Here is a 19,961-nt window from a genome sequence, read left to right as displayed (position 1 = left end):
ATACGATTAATTGGTATTTTTATAAAAACCCATGGCAAATGCTTATACCTTTTTAATCACCATGAATAAATTACAGATAGAACAAGTCTTGATAACTTGTATTACATCAAGATAGTTTAATAATTATAAAGGAGAAAGTGAATGTCCAATCCGAATATACCGAATATTTCGCCCATTATATCAATTACAAGAGATGATGTAATTAATCTACTCTTAGCTTCCATAGCGATGGAAGAGCTAGGACTGGCTCACATTATTAATGCTGAAGGGGAAAAAATTCAATATTCTCTAGGTACTTTGCCTGGTTTGACCTCGCCAGCATCATTAGCAGAAATATTACAAGTCAATTCAAGTGTGCAAGATACACTCTCAATGGCCATACAAAAAGAACTACTATTAGATAGTAAACTAAAACAAGTAACTTCAATTACGACGTCGATTGGACCAACAGGACCAACTGGACCGACCGGATCAACGGGAGGTATACCGGGAGCAACCGGAGCTACAGGAGTAACGGGAGCAACCGGATCAACGGGAGCCACAGGAATAACAGGGGCTACAGGTGAAACCGGAGCAACAGGACTTGCAGGGGCAACAGGAGCAACAGGAGGAACTGGAGCTACAGGTGAAACCGGAGCAACAGGACTTGCAGGGGCAACAGGAGCGACCGGAGCATCAGGTGAAACCGGAGCCACAGGAGCAACGGGAGCAACCGGAGGGACTGGAGCTACCGGGGCAACAGGAGAAGCAGGAGCCACCGGGGCAACTGGAGAAGCAGGAGTTACAGGAGCAACTGGGGCAACAGGAGGAACTGGAGCAACGGGAGGAACTGGATTAACCGGGGCAACTGGAGCAACAGGACTCGCAGGGGCAACAGGAGCGACCGGATCAACCGGGGCAACAGGTGAAACAGGAGCAACAGGAGGAACTGGAGCTACAGGAGCAACAGGAGCAACAGGAGCAACTGGAGGAACTGGATCAACCGGGGCAACTGGAGCAACAGGAGAAACTGGAGCCACAGGACTCGCAGGAGCCACAGGAGTAACTGGGGCAACCGGAGGGACTGGAGCTACCGGAGAAGCAGGAGCCACAGGAGCAACCGGGGCAACTGGAGAAGCAGGAGTTACAGGAGCAACTGGGGCAACAGGAGGAACTGGAGCAACAGGAGGAACTGGAGCTACAGGTGAAGCCGGAGCTACAGGTGAAGCCGGAGCAACAGGACTTGCAGGGGCAACAGGAGCGACCGGATCAACCGGGGCAACAGGTGAAACAGGAGCAACAGGAGGAACTGGAGCTACAGGTGAAACCGGAGCAACTGGAGGAACTGGATCAACCGGGGCAACTGGAGCAACAGGAGGAACTGGAGCAACAGGAGAAACTGGAGCAACAGGAGGAACTGGAGCTACCGGAGAAACTGGAGCAACAGGAGGAACTGGAGCTACCGGAGAAGCAGGAGCAACAGGAGCAACTGGAGCCACCGGAGAAGCAGGAGTTACAGGAGCAACTGGGGCAACCGGAGAAGCAGGAGTTACTGGAGCCACCGGAGGGACTGGAACAACTGGGGCAACAGGTGAAACAGGAGCAACCGGGGCAACCGGAGAAGCAGGACTCGCAGGAGCAACGGGAGCAACGGGAGTAACCGGAGCAACAGGACTCGCAGGTGCAACCGGAATCACAGGAGTGACCGGGGCAACTGGAGCAACAGGACTCGCAGGAGTAACGGGAGCTACCGGAGTAACGGGTGAAACAGGAGTAACGGGAGCCCGGAGAAGCAGGAGTTACAGGAGCAACTGGAGCCAACAGCAACTGGGGCAACCGGAGAAGCAGGAGCAACAGGAGGAACTGGAGCCACCGGAGAAGCAGGAGTTACTGGAGCAACTGGGGCAACAGTTACAGGAGCAACTGGGGCAACCGGAGAAGCAGGAGCAACAGGAGGAACTGGGGCAACCGGAGAAGCAGGAGCAACAGGAGCAACAGGAGCAACTGGAGCCACCGGAGAAGCAGGAGTTACAGGAGCAACTGGGGCAACCGGAGAAGCAGGAGTTACGGAGAAGCAACAACTGGGGCAACAGGTGAAACAGGAGCAACCGGGGCAACCGGAGAAGCAGGACTCGCAGGAGCAACGGGAGCAACGGGAGTAACCGGAGCAACAGGACTCGCAGGTGCAACCGGAATCACAGGAGTGACCGGGGCAACTGGAGCAACAGGACTCGCAGGAGTAACGGGAGCTACCGGAGTAACGGGTGAAACAGGAGTAACGGGAGCCACAGGAGTAACGGGAGCAACCGGAGTAACGGGAGTAACCGGAGCAACCGCGGCAACCGGAGTAACGGGAGTAACCGGAGTAACGGGAGTAACCGGAGTAACGGGAGTAACCGGAGTAACGGGAGTAACGGGAGTAACGGGAGTAACCGGAGTAACCGGAGTAACCGGAGTAACCGGAGTAACGGGAGTAACGGGAGTAACCGGAGTAACCGGAGCAACCGGAGCAACCGGAGCAACCGGAGTAACGGGAGTAACCGGAGTAACAGGAGCAACCGGAGCAACCGGAGCAACCGGAGTAACGGGAGCAACCGGAGCAACCGGAGTAACGGGAGTAACCGGAGTAACGGGAGCAACGGGAGTAACCGGAGTAACGGGAGTAACCGGAGTAACCGGAGTAACAGGAGCAACCGGAGTAACCGGAGTAACGGGAGTAACGGGAGTAACGGGAGTAACGGGAGTAACGGGAGTAACGGGAGTAACGGAGTAACCGGAGTAACGGGAGTAACCGGAGTAACGGGAGTAACGGGAGTAACGGGAGTAACGGGAGTAACGGGAGGAACGGGAGTAACGGGAGTAACGGGAGTAACCGGAGTAACCGGAGTAACCGGAAACAGGAGCAACCGGAGCAACCGGAGCAACCGGAGTAACGGGAGCAACCGGAGCAACCGGAGTAACGGGAGTAACCGGAGTAACGGGAGCAACGGGAGTAACCGGAGTAACGGGAGTAACCGGAGTAACCGGAGTAACAGGAGCAACCGGAGTAACCGGAGTAACGGGAGTAACGGGAGTAACGGGAGTAACGGGAGTAACGGGAGTAACGGGAGTAACCGGAGTAACCGGAGTAACGGGAGTAACGGGAGTAACCGGAGTAACCGGAGTAACCGGAGTAACCGGAGCAACCGGAGTAACGGGAGTAACGGGAGTAACCGGAGTAACGGGAGTAACCGGAGTAACGGGAGTAACGGGAGTAACGGGAGTAACCGGAGTAACGGGAGTAACCGGAGTAACGGGACCAACCGGAGTAACCGGAGTCACCGGATCTGGTGCGATTATTCCATTTGCGTCTGGTCTACCTGTAGCAGTAACGACTATTGCGGGCGGTCTTATTGGTACTTCAGCCGCATTAGGCTTTGGAAGTTCCGTGGACAATATCGCTATAGCTGGTGGAACTATTGATCTTACAGGTGCTGCTGGTACGTTGCTGAATACTGCATTTTCATCTCCACGTACTGGTACGATAACATCGTTAGCTGCGTACTTTAGTACTACTTTAGCATTGAATCTAGTAGGATCAGCTGTAACCATTACTGCACAATTATATCGCTCTTCTACACCAAATAATATCTTTACGGCTGTGCCTGGTGCAACAGTAACATTAACTCCAGCATTGACTGGTATACTAACATTAGGAACAACTAGAAATGGAATTGCAACAGGATTAAGCATTCCTGTAACTGCACAAGAGCGTTTCTTGTTGGTATTTTCTGCAACAGCGACAGGCCTTGCTTTGGTAAATACTGTAGTAGGGTATGCAAGTGCAGGTCTTAACATCACTTAAAAAGAGAGCGTATTATAGATCTAGAAGGTTTGCCTCAATGGTAAACCTTCATTTTTTTATGTTTTAATTAAGTAGTTTAGATATGATCGAAATGTATTACATACTATTACACCTTGAAAGGTTATCGTCACTATATTGTTGACCCGTACTAGCACTAAATAATTAGCAATGAATAAATTGTTTATAGGTGTTAACTTATAATTTTATTGGTTGAAACTTCTTTTAGTCTATTGTTTCAACATCTAAATCCATCCGTTAATAATAATTTAATAAAAGAAAGTGGTGAGCCACGATGTCCATGCCGAACATTCCGAATATTACCCCGATAATTGATTTAAATCGGTGTGATACGATTAACCTTTTACTATCTTCCATTGCATTGGAGGAAATTGGTTTATCACATATTCTTAATGCTGAAGGAGAAAAACTTCAACATTTTCTTAAACATTCACCCAACTGTATTGATGATTATTTAATTATAAACGAAAGCATAAATAAAACTCTTCGTACAGTGGTGAAATCGCAAATTTTGTTGCAATTTAAGCTCGAGGATGTGATTGAACTTGATAAAAGATCACATTGCGGACATGAAAGCTGTGACGAAAGCTGTGACGAAAGCTGCGATGAAAGCTGTGACGAAAGCTGTGACGAAAGCTGTGATGAAAGTTCATATGACAGTTCAAGTAGTAAATTCGAAGAGTAAAAATGGTGACTAAAAATAAAGAAAGGAGAAACACGATGAAAGTAAATCACACAGCTCTTCAAAAAAAAAAAGAAAAGGAATATAGTAATTTCTTTCAGTATTTAATTTTATTTCTTATTCACACGATCGAGGAACTTAAGAATGGTGAATCAATACCTGTTAAAGTTAGGAATCAATTGGAACTAAATATGGTAACTTCTATTTCTTTATTGTGGAATATGTATCTGATCATGTTTACTAAAAACACATCACACCATAGATCACGTTCACAAGTATTTATCCAGACTTTTGACGAAAAACAAACAAGAATATTGCTGCCCCTGATTCAACAATTAAAAAAAGGTATCGAAAAGTATCAATTTTTTAATAACCATTACAAAATTCAGAGTGTGAAAATGTTAGAGCAAATTCACCAGTATCACATCGTGAGCTCAAACGATAGTGGTTCGTTTAAATTAGATACTTTCCCTCCTGCTCCGTGGTTGGCAAATCGTGTATATAAATGAAAAATTTAATCAGGAAGTGAGTATTACAATGAGTGATTTTCCATCAATAACTTTATGTATGATTGTTAAAAATGAAGCTAGGATGATCGATCGGTGTCTAAATAGTGTCCATGGAATAGTTAATGAAATCATTATCGTTGACACGGGTTCTACCGATTCTACCTTCGAAATTGCTGAAAATCATGGAGCTCGTGTATATCCTTATAAATGGAATAATAACTTTTCGGAAGCTCGTAACTATGGATTAAGTTATGCGACAGGTGACTGGATTCTATGGTTAGATGCAGATGAAGAATTAGATGAAACTGAAAAAATCAGTCTCCCGAAAATTTTGTCAAATACAAAAGCGAATATACTTGCACTGCCTGTATTAAATTATCATGGTCAAGCAGAACCTGTAGATAAAAATAATTTGTTTTTAATCTATCAGCCTCGATTATTCCGTAACTATCTATCTATTAAATTTATAAATCGTATTCACGAAACGGTTTTACCACCAGAAACTCTTGAACATCTTACTGAAAACATCGCGGTATCTATTCACCATTATGGTTATTTGAAACAGATTACAGAAGCAAAACAAAAGGGCAGTCGAAACCTGCAGTTGCTTGAGCAAGAAGTGTCTGAGCCATCTCATAGTCCATGGATTGAATACCATATTGCAAGTGAACATTATCGAAATAACAAATATGAAAAGGCCTTTATGTACGTAAATCAAGCTATTGTTGCCTTTATACAGAAGGGACTTATGCCACCTTCCCTTCTATACAAATTAAAGTATGCCATTTTAATCGAAACAAACAGCCTTGATGGAGCTTGGCCCAGTATTGATAAAGCCATTCTTCTTTATCCAGACTATGTAGATTTACATTTTTATAAAGGGTATATTTTGTATGAAAAAAAAGAATACATTGGATCTTTAGAATCATTTGAAAAGTGTCTAGAATTAGGAGAAAACAATACTAAATATCTGATATTAAAGGGAGTAGGCACATTTAAAGCATGGCATTATAAAGGATTGTGTCTAGAACGTTTAGGTAGGACAGAAGAAGCACAAAAAGCGTATGAATTTGAAGGGAATAGCCTTCACTAAATGTATGCTCCCCCGAGCCCCGAAAAAATATAACGAAAGTGAGATGGCGTATGTCTCAAGCAAATATACCGAATATAACTCCTGAGATCTCAATTTCAAGGTGTGATGTTATCAATCTTCTTTTGGCTTCAATAGCCCTTGAAGAAATAGGCCTCGCTCATATCATCAATGCGGAAGCTGAAAAAGTACAATATGTAGTTGGTACACTACCAGGATTGAAATCAGTTACTACGACAGAAGAAATTCTCAAAGTGAATGACAGCGTTCAAGATATGCTTGAATTGGTTATAAAAAAAGAAATGCTTTTAGAAACCAAATTGCATAAAGTCATTAAGATAATTTCTTAGCAATGAAAAAGTTTATAGATTAATAAACGATTTATCCCCTCTAGAAACTTGAGGGAAGATAAGTCGTTTTTTTTTGTATTATAGGTATTTTACTTATGCTTTTCTAACATTTATGAATAAGTTATCCATAAATGATTTTAAATTTGTGAATGTGTTAATTTTATTTATAAAGGAGAATAAAGATGTCACAACCAAATATTCCTAATATTTCACCCAACATAACGATTTCAAGGGATGATGTTATTAATCTTCTTTTAGCATCAATTGCATTAGAAGAGTTAGGCTTGGCCCATATTATTAACGCAGAAGGAGAAAAACTTCAATATGCACTTGGCACATTGCCAGGATTAACAACTCCAGCAACATTGGAAGAAATCTTACTTGTAAATAGCAGCGTACAAGACATGCTAGCATTGGCAATAAAAAAAGAAATGATATTAGATAATAAATTAAAGCAAGTGACACAAATAACTACTCCTACAGGAACGACTGGAATTACAGGAGCCACGGGAGCAACAGGAGCCACGGGAGCAACAGGAGCAACAGGAACGGGAGTAACCGGAGCCACGGGAGCAACAGGAGCAACAGGAACGGGAGTAACCGGAGCCACGGGAGCAACAGGGGCAACAGGAACGGGAGTAACTGGAGCCACGGGAGCAACAGGGGCAACAGGAACGGGAGTAACTGGAGCCACGGGAGCAACAGGAGCAACAGGAACGGGAGTAACCGGAGCAACAGGAACGGGAGTAACCGGAGCCACGGGAGCAACAGGGGCAACAGGAACTGGAGTAACCGGAGCAACGGGAGCCACTGGAGATATCGGAGCCACCGGAGCAACGGGAGCCACTGGAGTGACAGGAGATACAGGAGCAACGGGAGCAACGGGAGCCACCGGAGCAGCAGGAGGAACGGGAGCAACGGGAGTCACAGGAGCAACAGGAGTCACAGGAGATATCGGAGCCACAGGAGGAACTGGAGGAACTGGAGCTACAGGAGATATCGGAGCCACAGGAGGAACTGGGGTAACTGGAGTGACAGGAGATACTGGAGCAACGGGAGCCACCGGGGCAACAGGAACTGGAGTAACCGGAGCAACGGGAGCCACTGGAGATATCGGAGCCACCGGAGCAACGGGAGCCACTGGAGGAGGTCTATCCGAATTTGCCCATATTTTTAATGTAGCTGCAGAAACGGTTGCAATTGAAGCAGATGTGACTTTTAGTACAAATGGATTAATTACAGCTGGAATTACTCATGCACCAGGAACTTCTTCAATTACAGTTATCACTGCCGGTATCTATGAAGTTACGTTCTTCATTTTAGGTGTAGAACCAAATCAATTTACTTTATTTATAAATGGAGCACCAGTACCAGGTACAGTCTGTGGTTCAGGTGCAGGGACTCAGCCAAATTACGGCCAAGGGCTTGTTTCAATCGCATCTGGTGATGTTATAACACTACGAAATCATACTTCTGCTTCAGCTGTCACTCTACAAACACTGGCAGGAGGCACACAAATTGTTACAAACGCATCGATAATCCTTACAAAATTAGCATAATTGTAGTAAAAATCATAATAACCAAAAAAGTAGAAATTGGGATGTTGCAATTATTTCCAATATCTACTTTTTCTTGGTTAAATACAATAACCATAAATCGTTAAACAGTAATACTTCGAAAGTAAGTATTCGTACGGATTATTATAATCTTTATTAAGATATACCCGGCTTTATCGGAGTGATATAGATGTCTTATTCTTTCAAGTCAATTGATCATATCCAGCACCCGTATGTTTATTTGGACTTGTAGAAATTGAAAAAATTTAACTGTGCAAAAAAATGATGTTACACAAAAGCCGACATACCTTGTTATGTCAGTTTCGCTTTACCAGAGGCAAACAAATCTTGAAGATCCAATTGGATACAGACTTGACATACTAGAATGGCTTAATCGATATCTTTACATAAGCAGAAAAAGTCAAAAAATCACTGACAAGTAAGCATTAATAATGTTTCGATAGTTTCTTTTTAATGAAAATATCGTATAATAATAGAGAGGTGAAAAAGTTGATTCAGATGTCTGAACTGTTAAAAATGATACCAATTACTCAAGAAGAAGAAAATAAGATTCCAACTGATAAAGCAAGAAAAGCTTTAATCCTGAAAAAATTAGAGAATGCCTTAATTGAAGAAAAGGTTCTCCTAGGTGAGCTATCTGAAGAAGAAGAATTAGCAGTAAAAGAATTGACTAAGGATTTGATTGTCGATGATGTTCCAGAATATATTTCTGTTAAAGAAGTAGCCTGGTTGACAGGTTTATCTCCACAAATAGTGCGCCGTCATTGTTCAAAACATAAATACATTGCATATCAACCGAGTGGAGAAAATGGAACATGGTACATTGAATCCGATCAATTCAGAAGTTTTCCAAATTGGGAAGAGTTCCTGCAAGTGCGAACTGAAATGCTCAAACGTTCGCAACATACGAATAAACTTGCTTTTCAATTATGGTACGAAACGGATAATGACAGTTTTGAAAAAGAACAATAAAAAGTAAAAATAAGTACGCGCCCTAATAGGCTGCGTACTTCAGTTTGTAGACAAAAGAAGTTCGGAATGGTTTCATTCCGAACTTCTTTTGGTATTTTGAACATATTTCATGGATGTTTTCCTGCTTATCGAGGCAGATCATGGCTTTTAATAGGCTTACTTTTATTTTATAATTCTTTATTGACATAGTATCGCTTTTTAAATCACTTGTGTCCTGCTGTATTTGTTCTAGGATAGCCCTTTCAATCGCAAGGTTTTATCTTGATTAACTTTAGAAAGACGGTTGATTGAAGTGGAAGGCGTGAAGACTCCTGTGGGAACAGCGGGACAGGTGAGACCCCGCAGGAGCGTGAGCATTGATGCGGCTCACCGCCCGCCCGCGGAAAGCGAAGCGCCTGGAATGGAAATCAACATCTCGATTTTAATTCTCACCTTAGTTTGTCTACAGTCTGAAGTACGCGCCCAAATGGGCTGCGTACTTATTTTTTCTGATAATGAATGGCAAAAACACACAAAATGATGAAATTTGAATAAGGTGGAATCAATCAATGGAGGAGAGTGATTCTATGTATTATTACTCAATGAGAGGAATGTCTGAAACGTGTATAAGTAAGTCAGCGAGTGACTTGGAAAATCATATGAGGATGCTTTGGGAGCAGCATGTATTCTGGACCAGGCTGACCATAGTAAGCCTCGTCTTTTCTATACCAGATAGTGATGCTGTGGTCACACGTTTACTTCGCAACTCCGTGGATATGGGTATTTATTGAAGCCTTACTATGGCGATCAGGCAGCTGAGAGATATGATCACTTAATCCATGAACATTTGGTCATTGCGGCTAATAAAAAGCTGCAAAAGCCGGTGATCAAACAACAGCAGCCATTTTGGAGAAAAAATGGTACGCCAATGGAGATGAAATCGTTGCTTTTTGGCATTCAATCAATCCTTATTTACACCAAACTGATTTCAGAAAAATGTTCTATGATCACTTGGCTATGACAAAAGCAGAGGCTGTCTATATGCTGCAGCATGATTACCAGTCTAGTATTGACGTATTTGAAAGAATTGAGTTGGAATCCCTGCAAATGGCAGATCTACTTTCAACTATCATTATTCAACAATTTCCTTCGGTTTTCTAAACTTAATAATCATTGGTAAATCCACAGAAAATCATTTCCCGCATTCCACTATTTGTTATAATTAAATGCAAATGGGGGAGATTAATGTGCTTCAAAATGAAGAAAATATTATAGAGTTAATAGAAAAGGATCCATGGATGATGGACATTCTTAAGACCGTTCAAAAGCTTGAACTCCCTGATGCATGGGTTTGTGCAGGGTTTATCCGCTCGAAAATTTGGGATACGCTTCATGATTTTTCGGTGAGAACAAAATTGAATGATATAGATGTTATATACTATGATCCTAGTAATATCGAGGAGGAGCAGGAAAAGAAGTATGAACGGATACTGAATGGACTTGATTCTACCCTTGCTTGGTCAGTAAAAAATCAAGCAAGAATGCATGTACTAAATAATTTTACTCCATATACCTCTTCAACGGATGGCATCGCACATTTTCCGGAGACAGTAACAGCGCTAGGCGTTCGGTTAAATGAGCAGCGAAAACTACTATTGGCTGCCCCGTATGGAGTAAGAGATGTACTTGAAATGGAAGTATTTCCGACACCATCCTTTCAAGAATCAGCACTAAAGCCAATCTATCTAGACCGAGTAACTCAAAAAAACTGGCCAGCACACTGGAAAAAGGTCGAAATTTTCAGGTGATTATGTGTAAAGTGAAAGAATGATATCTTTCACTACACATATGATTAAAATTTGATCATAGCTCCATAGTCATTAAAGACTGATGAAGGATTCCATGCAACTTCCCAAAGATTGTTTTCTGGATCAGCGAAATAAGATGTCCTCCCTCCCCAAAAGGCTTCAGTAGGCATCCGCAAAATTTTCCCCCCAGCTTCTTGAATCTTCGCAATGGCAGCATCAACGAGTTCAGGAGTTTCTACATTAATAGCTAAAGTGACGTTATTATATATTTCTGCTGACTGTTTGATTTCAACCCCGGCATCATCGGCTAACTCTGATACTGGAAAAAGGGTCAAAAGGACGCCTGCTGTATTAAAAACGGCGTAGGTATCAGAACTGAAATCTAGCTCAGTCCAGCCCAATTGTTGATAAAATAACCTTAGTGCAGGCAAATCAAAAGCACCAATTGTTATTAACGAAACACGTTGTGGAACCATATTCTGACCCCCATAGTTATAGTTTATATGTTTAATTTCGATTAATTCTAGTAAACTCCTCTATTTTTACTATGAAGAAAATCGGGTAAATAAAGAAAAACATATCTTTTTATGTCTTTTTATACCTTTTTGTGTAAAAATATGATGACAAAAGTTTTATCTTGGTAAATAATAATAGTATGGGAATATTTTAGTGAAACTAAAGGAGCATTTATGAACAATCATACAAGTCGTCAAAGCAAATTTAATAAGAAAAAGAAAAAGAAAAAGAGAATTAAACTGTTCGTTTCAATTGTCCTGCTTATTCCACTTATTATTTTAGGATATACCTATTATCAGTTTTACGATGGAAAGAAAGAGGCAGAAAAAGCCATTGCTTCTACACCCAATCAAACTAGCTATGAATTTAATGGTCAAAAAAGTCGTGAAGATAAAATAAATGTGCTGCTAATTGGCATTGATAAACGAGAAAATGATACGTCTGCAAATTCTGACTCTATTATTATCGCTCAATTTGATCCGGTAAAGAAGTCTGTTAAACTACTTTCACTAATGCGAGATATGTATGTCCCGATTCCCGGATACAATGAAAACTATAAAATAAATGCGGCGAATGCCCTAGGTGGACCCGAATTACTACGTAAAACGATCAAAGAAAATTTAGGCATCGATGTAGAATATTTTGCAATGGTTGACTTTAAGGGCTTTGAAACCATCGTTGATGTATTGAATCCAGATGGAATTGAAGTCGATGTAGAAAAAGCAATGAGTAAGTGGATTGGAGTAAGTTTAAATGCTGGTGTCCAGAAATTAAATGGGAAAGAATTGCTTGGATATGCTCGATTCAGACAAGATAGTGAATCTGACTTTGGCAGAACAAGACGCCAGCAGCAGGTGATTAAGGTATTAATGGATGAAGTAATTAGTACAAACGGGATTACAAAAGCACCAAGATTACTGGGTTCCATCCAACCCTATATTGAAACAAATATCAACACCGGTGATTCCCTTGGCTTAATAAAGGAAGTCCTCACTAATCATCCAGAAAAGATCGAAAGCTTAACCATTCCAGTAAAAGATACGTACCAAGATGTACGTGTTGCAAACGGGAAAAATGGGATGCTTGTTTTACAAGTAGACTTAGAAGCAAACCGGACGGCTATTAAAGAATTCCTTAATAATGAAGCACCTGTTATTAATCAATAGAAAAAAGCGAAGCCTATCACACTTAGGCTTCGCTTTTTTCTATTGATTTGTATGGGATTAACTGATTTGTACATGATCATCTATTTACACGATACTCTTTTAGTTGTTCAGCTGGAATACCTGTTTCTATATAGCTTCTGACTCTTTTCCATTCTTCATCTTGATAGGTAAATGTTTCGAAAAATAGATTCGCATTTTGAAGACTTTTTCCACCAATCACAATCGAAGCAGCAAGAATGCCCATATATTCATCTTTCCCGAGGGGAATTACTCCAATTTCGAACAGATCCCATTGTCCATGATTATGTTGGACAAAGGAAAAGCCTTCTCTCCAGCCCTTAAGTGACTCTTCGTAACCAAAATCATCACACACGTTTTTGGTTATTTCTCTTGCCTGGTAATCTTTCGAAATAAGTGCCTTCATTCCGTCGAAATTGCATGTTTTCCAGATTTCCTGGTAGTAATCAAAGAATTGTCTAAACGTTTTCGACAGGACCACCTCCATTATAAGATTCGTGATGAATATATATTCTCTTATAAAGATAGACTTCCTTTATGTATACTGGGGTTTTTCTAGTGAGTATTTTCATAAGGCTGCCCTGAACCCTGTTAACAAAATGAATGGAAGAAATTTTACTGTCTATTAGCTGTAGATAATGAAAATAAGTTTATTCACTATATCCATTTACAAAATATCCGACAGTTTCCATTTCCTCTTCGGTTAAATCACGGTTCAGCTTTTGAATGAGTTCCTGTTGAATTAGGTTTGGGTTTCCTTGGCAGCTGATGACAAGCTCGGCACATATCTTCATCAGGATAAACTCATGCTCCATTTCCTTTTTCGTACAGGGGTATGGATGATGGGAAAGAAGATAAGTGTCTGCATCATACTTTTCAATTTCCGTGAGCAGCCGAAGAACTTCTTTTGATGTGAATTGCCATTTATCGGCGTACATATTGGCATACAGACAATCACCAAGGAATAGTACTTTTTCCTCGGGAATATAAATAAGGCAGGAATCTCCTGCGTGATCTCCGCCGACATGTTCAATTACACAAGTTACGCCGCCAAGATCAACTGTCATTCTTGTTTCAAAACGTATATCAGGTAGAGGGATACAAATATTCCTGGGCTTCTCAATAAATTCTTTTTTTATAGCATCAGCGCAAAAGGCTATTTCAGTCCCCGCTAGTACACGCTGATCGAGAGCAGTATCGTCCCAAGTCAATTTTTGGAGCAATTTGATATTCCTATACGTATCAACTTGGCATATTACCGGTTCCTGCACAGCTTCCAGTCCGAAAACATGATCCCAATGGGAATGTGTAAGAACAAGGTAATCAGGGGTTATCTTTTCTTTTTTTAATTCATCATGGAAGAGTCTCGCATGCTCTACAGAGTTTCCAGCATCAATTACGAGTGTCCGGTTGTTACCTGTTACCGCACCGAGTACAGGTCGATCGGTTTCTTGTACCGGTGTGAGATAAACAATATGTTTAGAAAGTCGTTGTAACGTTTGCATCGTATATCCTCCTTAGATCGTGTTCAGCACCATTTAGTATAGCAAATAAGAAATATCGCTGCTGTGATTCCTTTCTAGGTAAAAAGAAAATGGGTACCAGAAACAGATTGAGAATCACCTGTTTAAAAGCAACTATTTAACCATAGACCGCCGTCTTATAATGCCCTATGAGGAGTGGAAATCTCCTTGTTCCATTAGACGGTTCTATAAGGAATATGTCATATTATGTAACATCTATAATGAAAAAAAGTGCTTTAGAAGCTATCTCTTACAATCTGTCTAGCCCTACTTTTCCTTTGTAATGTATAATAAAGGAAATAATAGCAGGGAAGGTGTGATCAAATGTTGAAAATAGAGGAAATTAACGCGATAAGACTGAATGAACGAATAGAAAGATTATCAATGGTCGGGAAAATTGGTGAAACGGGCGTCAGTCGATTGGCACTTTCGCAGGAAGACCACACAGCGGTAAATATCGTGAAAGGGTGGATGGAAGAAGCGGGAATGTCTGCGAAGATTGACAACTTTGGCAATTTGATTGGCATCAAGAGTGGAGAGAATCCGGATTTACCTAAGTTAATGATGGGCTCACATATAGATTCCCAAGTTTATGGGGGGCGATACGATGGAGTAACCGGTGTGATTGCTGCCATTGAAGTCGTACAAACCATGAAGGAAAAGGGAATTGTACCTGAAGTGTCTATTGAAGTAGCTGCGTTTAGTGATGAAGTCGGCTGTCGTTTTAATAAAGGAGTCTTTGGTGTCCGAGGAATATGGGGTGAGTTGGAGGAAGGGGAACTGGATCGAAAAGACAGTGAAGGGATTACACGTCGTAAGGCTTTAATTGATTTTGGCTGCAACCCGGAAAATTTTACAGCTTCTGAGTATGAAAAAGGAAGTTTGGGCGCTTTCCTTGAACTGCATATTGAACAAGGTCCGATTCTTGACAATACAGGGAGTCCAGTTGGGATTGTTTCAGGGATTTCAGGTCCGCTTTGGCTCACACTAGAACTGACTGGTTTTGCCGGCCATGCAGGGAGCGTGCCCATGAATATGCGGCAAGATGCATTACTTGGGGCAGCGAAAGTCATTGTTGCCTTGAATCAAGTTGCACTGCAGAAACCAGGCACGCCCACGGTTGCTACGGTGGGCAATATCAAAGTTTTTCCTAATTCTCGTAATATTGTTCCTGAAAAAGTGACCTTAACCATCGATTTACGGGACATTGACCTTGCAAGACGTGATCAATATGAAGTACAACTTCGAAATGAGATTAATAGGATTGCCGCCATTCACGGGCTAACATGTAAGATAACAGAAGATATGAAGTCTGAACCGCGTTATGTGGCAAACTGGATGAAAGAAGTCCTGCGGGAAGAAAGCAAGGCGCTTGGATTAGCTGCCCCTGAATTGATGAGCGGACCTTTTCACAATTCATTAACTATGTCTAATTACTGTGATTATGCCATGATTTTTGTACGAAGCAAAGATGGGATTAGTCACAATCCACTTGAATTTTCTAGTCCTGAGGACATTGCAGCCGGAACTGAACTTCTGTACCGTTCCGCTTTAAGAGTGACCAAACAATTAGCACAATGAATCTTCCCTCGGTTCATAGAACCGGGGGTTTTCTATCTCTAGATTGAAAATCCTGCATGTTTTTATTTTTTTTACATTGTGTATAAAAATGCCATAAGATTATTTACGTTCTGTGTAATGTAATCTAACATCTAGCTCGGTACACTTAAGTATAAGCTGAGAGACATGTAAATGAAATAAAGGAATGTTGGAAAGGAGAGTAAGTAGATGAAACATGGAGTTGAGAATATAACTGGTATATTGGAACAAAATTTTCTTGAAATAGAACCTGGCCTAACCAGGCAGGAGGCAATGGAAGAATCTAATCGTTGTTTATATTGTTATGACGCCCCGTGTATCCAAGCTTGTCCAACAGGGATTGATATCCCCTCTTTCATTAAAAAAATTGCAACTGAAAATTTAAAAGGATCGGCGACGACTATTATGTCAGCCAATCCAATCGGTGCGAGTTGTGCGAGGGTCTGTCCGACAGAAGAGCTTTGTGAGGGTGCATGTGTCCTTAATCATTCAACAAAGCCCATTTTAATCGGTGATCTTCAGCGATACGCAACAGATTGGGCGATTGCTAATCAACAGCAATTATTTAAAGCAGGCGAAAAAAATGGCAGAACAGCCGCTATTGTCGGTGGAGGGCCAGCAGGATTATCTGCAGCGCGGGAGCTGGCGAGACTTGGATATACAGTTACCATTTTTGAAGCTGAATCTGAAGCAGGCGGTTTAAATACATACGGAATCGTTTCCTTTCGATTACCGCAGGCCATTTCGTATTGGGAAGTTGATCAAGTGAGAAACCTTGATGTTCAAATACGAACGAATACAAGAGTGGGGATTGATATAACGGTCGATGAATTACGTACTAGTTATGATGCAGTTGTTCTGGCGATTGGCATGTCAGAGGTACCTAAACTGGGTCTTGATGGAGAAGATGCAGATGGAGTGTTTGATGCCATTGAATTTGTCAAAAGTACAAAAACAGACGTACTGACACAGGATTTGGTAGGGAAAAAGGTTGTGGTCATCGGGGCTGGAAATACAGCAATAGATGCCGCCACTTGTTCAAAACGTCTTGGTGCGGAAAATGTAAAAATCGTATACAGAAGAACGCAAAAAGAAATGACTGCCTATGGTTTTGAATATGAATTTGCTAAACAAGACGGAATTGAGTTCCAATGGCTGACCGCACCTTCAAAAATAGTAACAAATGAGGATAACCAGGTAATAGGTCTTGAATGTATGAAGATGGAGCTTGGTCAGGTAAATGAAGACGGACGCCGTCGACCAGTGCCTATTATAGGTTCTGAACATGTACTTGAGGCAGATGCCGTTGTCCGTGCGATCGGTCAATCCCGTTATATAAGTTTGATTGAAGAGTTTGGCATTGCCCATCAGGATGGAGTGGTTTTATTGACGCCGGGATCCTATCAGACTTCGGTTGGAAATATTTATGCCTGTGGTGATGTGATTTTTGGTAAGGGACAAGGAGAAGCCATGGTTGTATCAGCTGCACAGCAAGGGAAGCTTGCAGCCTATGAAATACATCAAAAGTTAGAGAGCGGGATTACCATCGGAGCTTAAATAAAGGGTTTCGTTGAAAAATAGAAGGAGGTAGTTTCATGGCAGATTTGAGGATAAATTTAGCAGGAATTACGTCACCTAACCCATTTTGGCTGGCTTCAGCACCACCGACTAATTCAGGATACCAAGTTCAGCGGGCATTTGAAGCTGGATGGGGGGGAGCTGTATGGAAAACCCTGGGGGATCCCATTTTAAATGTCTCATCACGCTTTGCTGCCGTCAATTTTAATGGGCAGAGGGTTGCTGGCTTTAACAATATTGAATTGATTACAGATCGACCGTTAGAAGTGAATTTAAAGGAAATCTATGAAACAAAAAAGAGATTTCCTAATCATGCAATCATTGCTTCGCTCATGGTTGAACCAAAGCAGGAAAAGTGGCATGAGATCGTCAAGCGAGTAGAGGACGTTGGGGTGGATGGGCTGGAATTGAATTTTGGCTGTCCGCACGGTATGGCAGAACGCGGGATGGGTTCAGCATCAGGGCAGGTTCCAGAACTTGTCGAAAAGCAGACAATGTGGGCTAAAGAAGCAGCAAAGACTCCGGTAATTGTTAAGTTAACACCAAATATTACGGACATCACGCGGACTGCCGAAGCAGCTGTTCGAGGTGGAGCGGATGCTGTAAGTATGATAAATACGATTAATAGTTTAGCTGGAGTAGATCTTGATTCATGGAATACAATTCCCCATGTAGCAGGCAAAGGAGCACACGGTGGGTACTGCGGTCCGGCAGTGAAGCCAATTGCCCTGAATATGGTCGCAGATTGTGCTCGGAATCCATATGTGAATGTTCCGATTTCCGGAATTGGCGGCATTTCCAATTGGCAGGACACGGTTGAATTCATGTTGATGGGGTCGACAAGCGTTCAGATTTGTACAGCTGCCATGCATCATGGGTTTCGAATTGTCGAAGATATGATTGATGGCTTAAACAATTATCTGGATAGTAAGAATTTAGCCTCAGTAATGGATCTCGTCGGCAAATCAGTTGATCGTTATTCAGAATGGGGCAATCTTGATTTGAACTATAACATTAAAGCGAAAATCAATAATGATGTTTGTATAAATTGCAATAAGTGTCACATCGCTTGTGAAGATACGGCACACCAATGCATTGATATGCTGCAAGATCCTAATGGCAAAAGCTACTTACAAGTTCGTGAGGAAGATTGTGTCGGGTGTAATTTATGTTCAATTGTCTGTCCGGTCGAGGGTGCAATCGACATGATTGAAGTACCTTATGAAATACCTCCGATGACATGGAATGAACGACAAGCGGTATTAGCACGATTTGCAAATCCAGAAATCGGTTTAGCGAAATGAAAAAGGAGGGGGAACATAAATGACGAAAATAATTAAAAATGGTTGTATTGTCACAGCAGCAGATACCTTTATGGCAGATGTGAAAATTGAAGATGGGGTTATTACAGCAATTGGAAAAAACTTAGAGGACGACCGTGCAGAAATCATTGATGCTAAGGGCGCTTATCTATTCCCTGGCGGCATCGACCCGCATACCCATCTGGATATGCCTTTTGGTGGAACGGTAACGAAAGATGATTTTGAAAGCGGCACAATTGGAGCGGCATACGGGGGAACGACAACCGTTATTGATTTTTGTTTAACGGATAAAGGAAAGCCTCTAAGCGAAGCCATTTCTACTTGGCATGCTAAATCTAAGGATAAAGCCGTCATTGATTACGGATTTCACTTAATGATTTCTGAAATTAATGATGAAGTGTTACAAGAGATTCCACGAGTAATCGAAGAAGAAGGAATTTCTTCTTTTAAAGTGTTCATGGCCTATAAGGATGTTTTTCAGGCTGATGACGGAACGCTTTACCAAACGTTGGAAACAGCCAAGAAACATGGTGGATTAGTCATGGTGCATGCTGAAAATGGGGATGTCATTGATTATTTAACTAGAAAGGCTCTTGAAGAAGGACATACAGATCCAGTCTATCATGCCTTAACACGTCCGCCTGAGATTGAAGGAGAGGCAACAGGCAGAGCTTGTCAATTAACAGCATTAACAAACTCACATTTATATGTGGTTCATGTTTCGTGTCAGGATGCTGTCGAAAAAATCACCGAAGCTCGTAATAAAGGAGTCGATGTTTGGGGTGAAACGTGTCCTCAATATTTAGTTCTTGATCAAAGTGATTTGGAAAAACCAAACTTTGAAGGAGCAAAATATGTCTGGTCTCCGCCGCTGCGTGAAAAACATCATCAAGATGTTCTCTGGAATGCCTTGAAAACCGGGCAACTTCAGACAATTGGCTCGGATCAATGTTCGTTTGATTTTAAAGGACAGAAAGATTTAGGCCGGGATGACTTTACGAAAATCCCTAATGGCGGACCGATTATTGAGGATCGAATGACCATTCTTTTTTCAGAAGGCGTGAAAAAGGATCGGATTAGTCTAAATCAATTCGTCGATCTCACGTCAACAAGAGCAGCTAAGCTCTTCGGTCTATACCCGCAAAAAGGCTCTATTGCAGTCGGTTCAGATGCAGATATTGTTATTTATGATCCGAACGTAGAACGTGTGCTATCTGCGGAAACACACCATTTAACAGTTGATTACAGTGCGTTTGAAGGAATGAAAGTGACAGGTGAGCCGGTTTCTGTATTATCTAGAGGCGAATTTGTCATTCGAGATAAACAATTTGTTGGACGTGCAGGTAATGGACAATATCTAAAAAGAGAAAAATATGGCACCGAACGCAGGATGAAAACAGAGACACTGCCTGTGTAATGGGTCTGCACTTA

At 41.8% G+C, this 19,961-nt stretch carries 18 protein-coding genes and 1 pseudogene; 16 read left to right on the top strand and 3 right to left on the bottom strand.

Annotation, left to right across the window (positions count from 1 at the left end; translation table 11 throughout):
- Positions 1-141 precede the first annotated feature (141 nt).
- The 11 genes and pseudogenes from MHI18_RS22085 to MHI18_RS00115 all read left to right on the top strand — a co-directional run bounded on the left by MHI18_RS22085 (position 142) and on the right by MHI18_RS00115 (position 10,808).
- The gene (locus tag MHI18_RS22085; protein ID WP_445669920.1) at positions 142-2,076 is read left to right on the top strand and encodes a hypothetical protein; all 1,935 of its coding nucleotides are present in this window, start codon (positions 142-144) and stop codon (positions 2,074-2,076) included.
- Positions 2,077-2,182: 106 nt separating this feature from the next.
- A pseudogene (locus tag MHI18_RS22080) lies at positions 2,183-3,823 on the top strand (exosporium glycoprotein BclB-related protein).
- 292 nt (positions 3,824-4,115) lie between these two features.
- Complete coding sequence (locus tag MHI18_RS00155) at positions 4,116-4,526, top strand: hypothetical protein (RefSeq protein WP_340845378.1); 411 nt, start codon at positions 4,116-4,118, stop codon at positions 4,524-4,526.
- A gap of 35 nt (positions 4,527-4,561) precedes the next feature.
- Positions 4,562-5,032 (top strand): hypothetical protein, encoded by a 471-nt coding sequence (locus tag MHI18_RS00150; protein WP_340845377.1) that lies wholly within the window; start codon positions 4,562-4,564, stop codon positions 5,030-5,032.
- 28 nt (positions 5,033-5,060) lie between these two features.
- Positions 5,061-6,125, top strand: coding sequence for a glycosyltransferase (locus MHI18_RS00145; RefSeq protein ID WP_340845376.1), 1,065 nt, complete (start codon positions 5,061-5,063; stop codon positions 6,123-6,125).
- A gap of 50 nt (positions 6,126-6,175) precedes the next feature.
- Positions 6,176-6,472, top strand: a complete 297-nt coding sequence (locus MHI18_RS00140) for a hypothetical protein (protein WP_340845375.1) — start codon at positions 6,176-6,178, stop codon at positions 6,470-6,472.
- 182 nt (positions 6,473-6,654) lie between these two features.
- Positions 6,655-8,031 (top strand): collagen-like protein, encoded by a 1,377-nt coding sequence (locus tag MHI18_RS00135; RefSeq protein ID WP_340845374.1) that lies wholly within the window; start codon positions 6,655-6,657, stop codon positions 8,029-8,031.
- Positions 8,032-8,502: 471 nt separating this feature from the next.
- On the top strand, positions 8,503-9,021 hold the full coding sequence (locus tag MHI18_RS00130) for a hypothetical protein (RefSeq protein WP_340845373.1): 519 nt from the start codon (positions 8,503-8,505) through the stop codon (positions 9,019-9,021).
- 548 nt (positions 9,022-9,569) lie between these two features.
- Positions 9,570-9,791, top strand: a complete 222-nt coding sequence (locus MHI18_RS00125; protein ID WP_340845372.1) for a hypothetical protein — start codon at positions 9,570-9,572, stop codon at positions 9,789-9,791.
- 115 nt (positions 9,792-9,906) lie between these two features.
- Entirely contained in the window at positions 9,907-10,161 is a 255-nt protein-coding gene (locus tag MHI18_RS00120) for a hypothetical protein (RefSeq protein ID WP_340845371.1), read from the top strand.
- A gap of 71 nt (positions 10,162-10,232) precedes the next feature.
- Entirely contained in the window at positions 10,233-10,808 is a 576-nt protein-coding gene (locus MHI18_RS00115) for a nucleotidyltransferase family protein (protein ID WP_445669971.1), read from the top strand.
- A gap of 44 nt (positions 10,809-10,852) precedes the next feature.
- Here MHI18_RS00115 and MHI18_RS00110 read toward each other — a convergent pair whose 3' ends face one another.
- Positions 10,853-11,284: a VOC family protein gene (locus MHI18_RS00110; protein WP_340845369.1), complete on the bottom strand. Its 432-nt coding sequence runs from the start codon at positions 11,282-11,284 to the stop codon at positions 10,853-10,855.
- 213 nt (positions 11,285-11,497) lie between these two features.
- Here MHI18_RS00110 and MHI18_RS00105 point away from each other — a divergent pair, with 213 nt between their 5' ends.
- Positions 11,498-12,490 (top strand): LCP family protein, encoded by a 993-nt coding sequence (locus MHI18_RS00105; RefSeq protein ID WP_340845368.1) that lies wholly within the window; start codon positions 11,498-11,500, stop codon positions 12,488-12,490.
- Between the two features lie 76 nt (positions 12,491-12,566).
- Here the strand turns inward: MHI18_RS00105 and MHI18_RS00100 are convergent, their stop codons facing one another.
- Both MHI18_RS00100 and MHI18_RS00095 read right to left on the bottom strand, forming a co-directional pair.
- Entirely contained in the window at positions 12,567-12,995 is a 429-nt protein-coding gene (locus MHI18_RS00100; protein WP_340845367.1) for a flavoprotein, read from the bottom strand.
- 163 nt (positions 12,996-13,158) lie between these two features.
- A complete protein-coding gene (locus MHI18_RS00095) occupies positions 13,159-14,013 on the bottom strand; it encodes an MBL fold metallo-hydrolase (protein ID WP_340845366.1) in 855 nt (284 codons plus the stop codon).
- A 342-nt stretch (positions 14,014-14,355) separates the two neighbouring features.
- Here MHI18_RS00095 and MHI18_RS00090 point away from each other — a divergent pair, with 342 nt between their 5' ends.
- The 4 genes from MHI18_RS00090 to hydA all read left to right on the top strand — a co-directional run bounded on the left by MHI18_RS00090 (position 14,356) and on the right by hydA (position 19,947).
- On the top strand, positions 14,356-15,612 hold the full coding sequence (locus tag MHI18_RS00090) for a M20 family metallo-hydrolase (RefSeq protein ID WP_340845365.1): 1,257 nt from the start codon (positions 14,356-14,358) through the stop codon (positions 15,610-15,612).
- 207 nt (positions 15,613-15,819) lie between these two features.
- Complete coding sequence (locus MHI18_RS00085) at positions 15,820-17,187, top strand: NAD(P)-dependent oxidoreductase (RefSeq protein ID WP_340845364.1); 1,368 nt, start codon at positions 15,820-15,822, stop codon at positions 17,185-17,187.
- Between the two features lie 38 nt (positions 17,188-17,225).
- Positions 17,226-18,512: an NAD-dependent dihydropyrimidine dehydrogenase subunit PreA gene (preA, locus tag MHI18_RS00080; protein WP_340845363.1), complete on the top strand. Its 1,287-nt coding sequence runs from the start codon at positions 17,226-17,228 to the stop codon at positions 18,510-18,512.
- Between the two features lie 19 nt (positions 18,513-18,531).
- Positions 18,532-19,947 (top strand): dihydropyrimidinase, encoded by a 1,416-nt coding sequence (gene hydA / locus MHI18_RS00075; protein ID WP_340845362.1) that lies wholly within the window; start codon positions 18,532-18,534, stop codon positions 19,945-19,947.
- The last annotated feature ends 14 nt before the right edge of the window (positions 19,948-19,961 follow it).

The sequence above is a fragment of the Peribacillus sp. FSL H8-0477 genome (genome assembly GCF_038002765.1).
Lineage (GTDB): Bacteria > Bacillota > Bacilli > Bacillales > DSM-1321 > Peribacillus.
The sequence above is the reverse complement of the archived record's forward strand: the minus strand, read 5'-3'. Positions and strand labels throughout refer to the sequence as shown.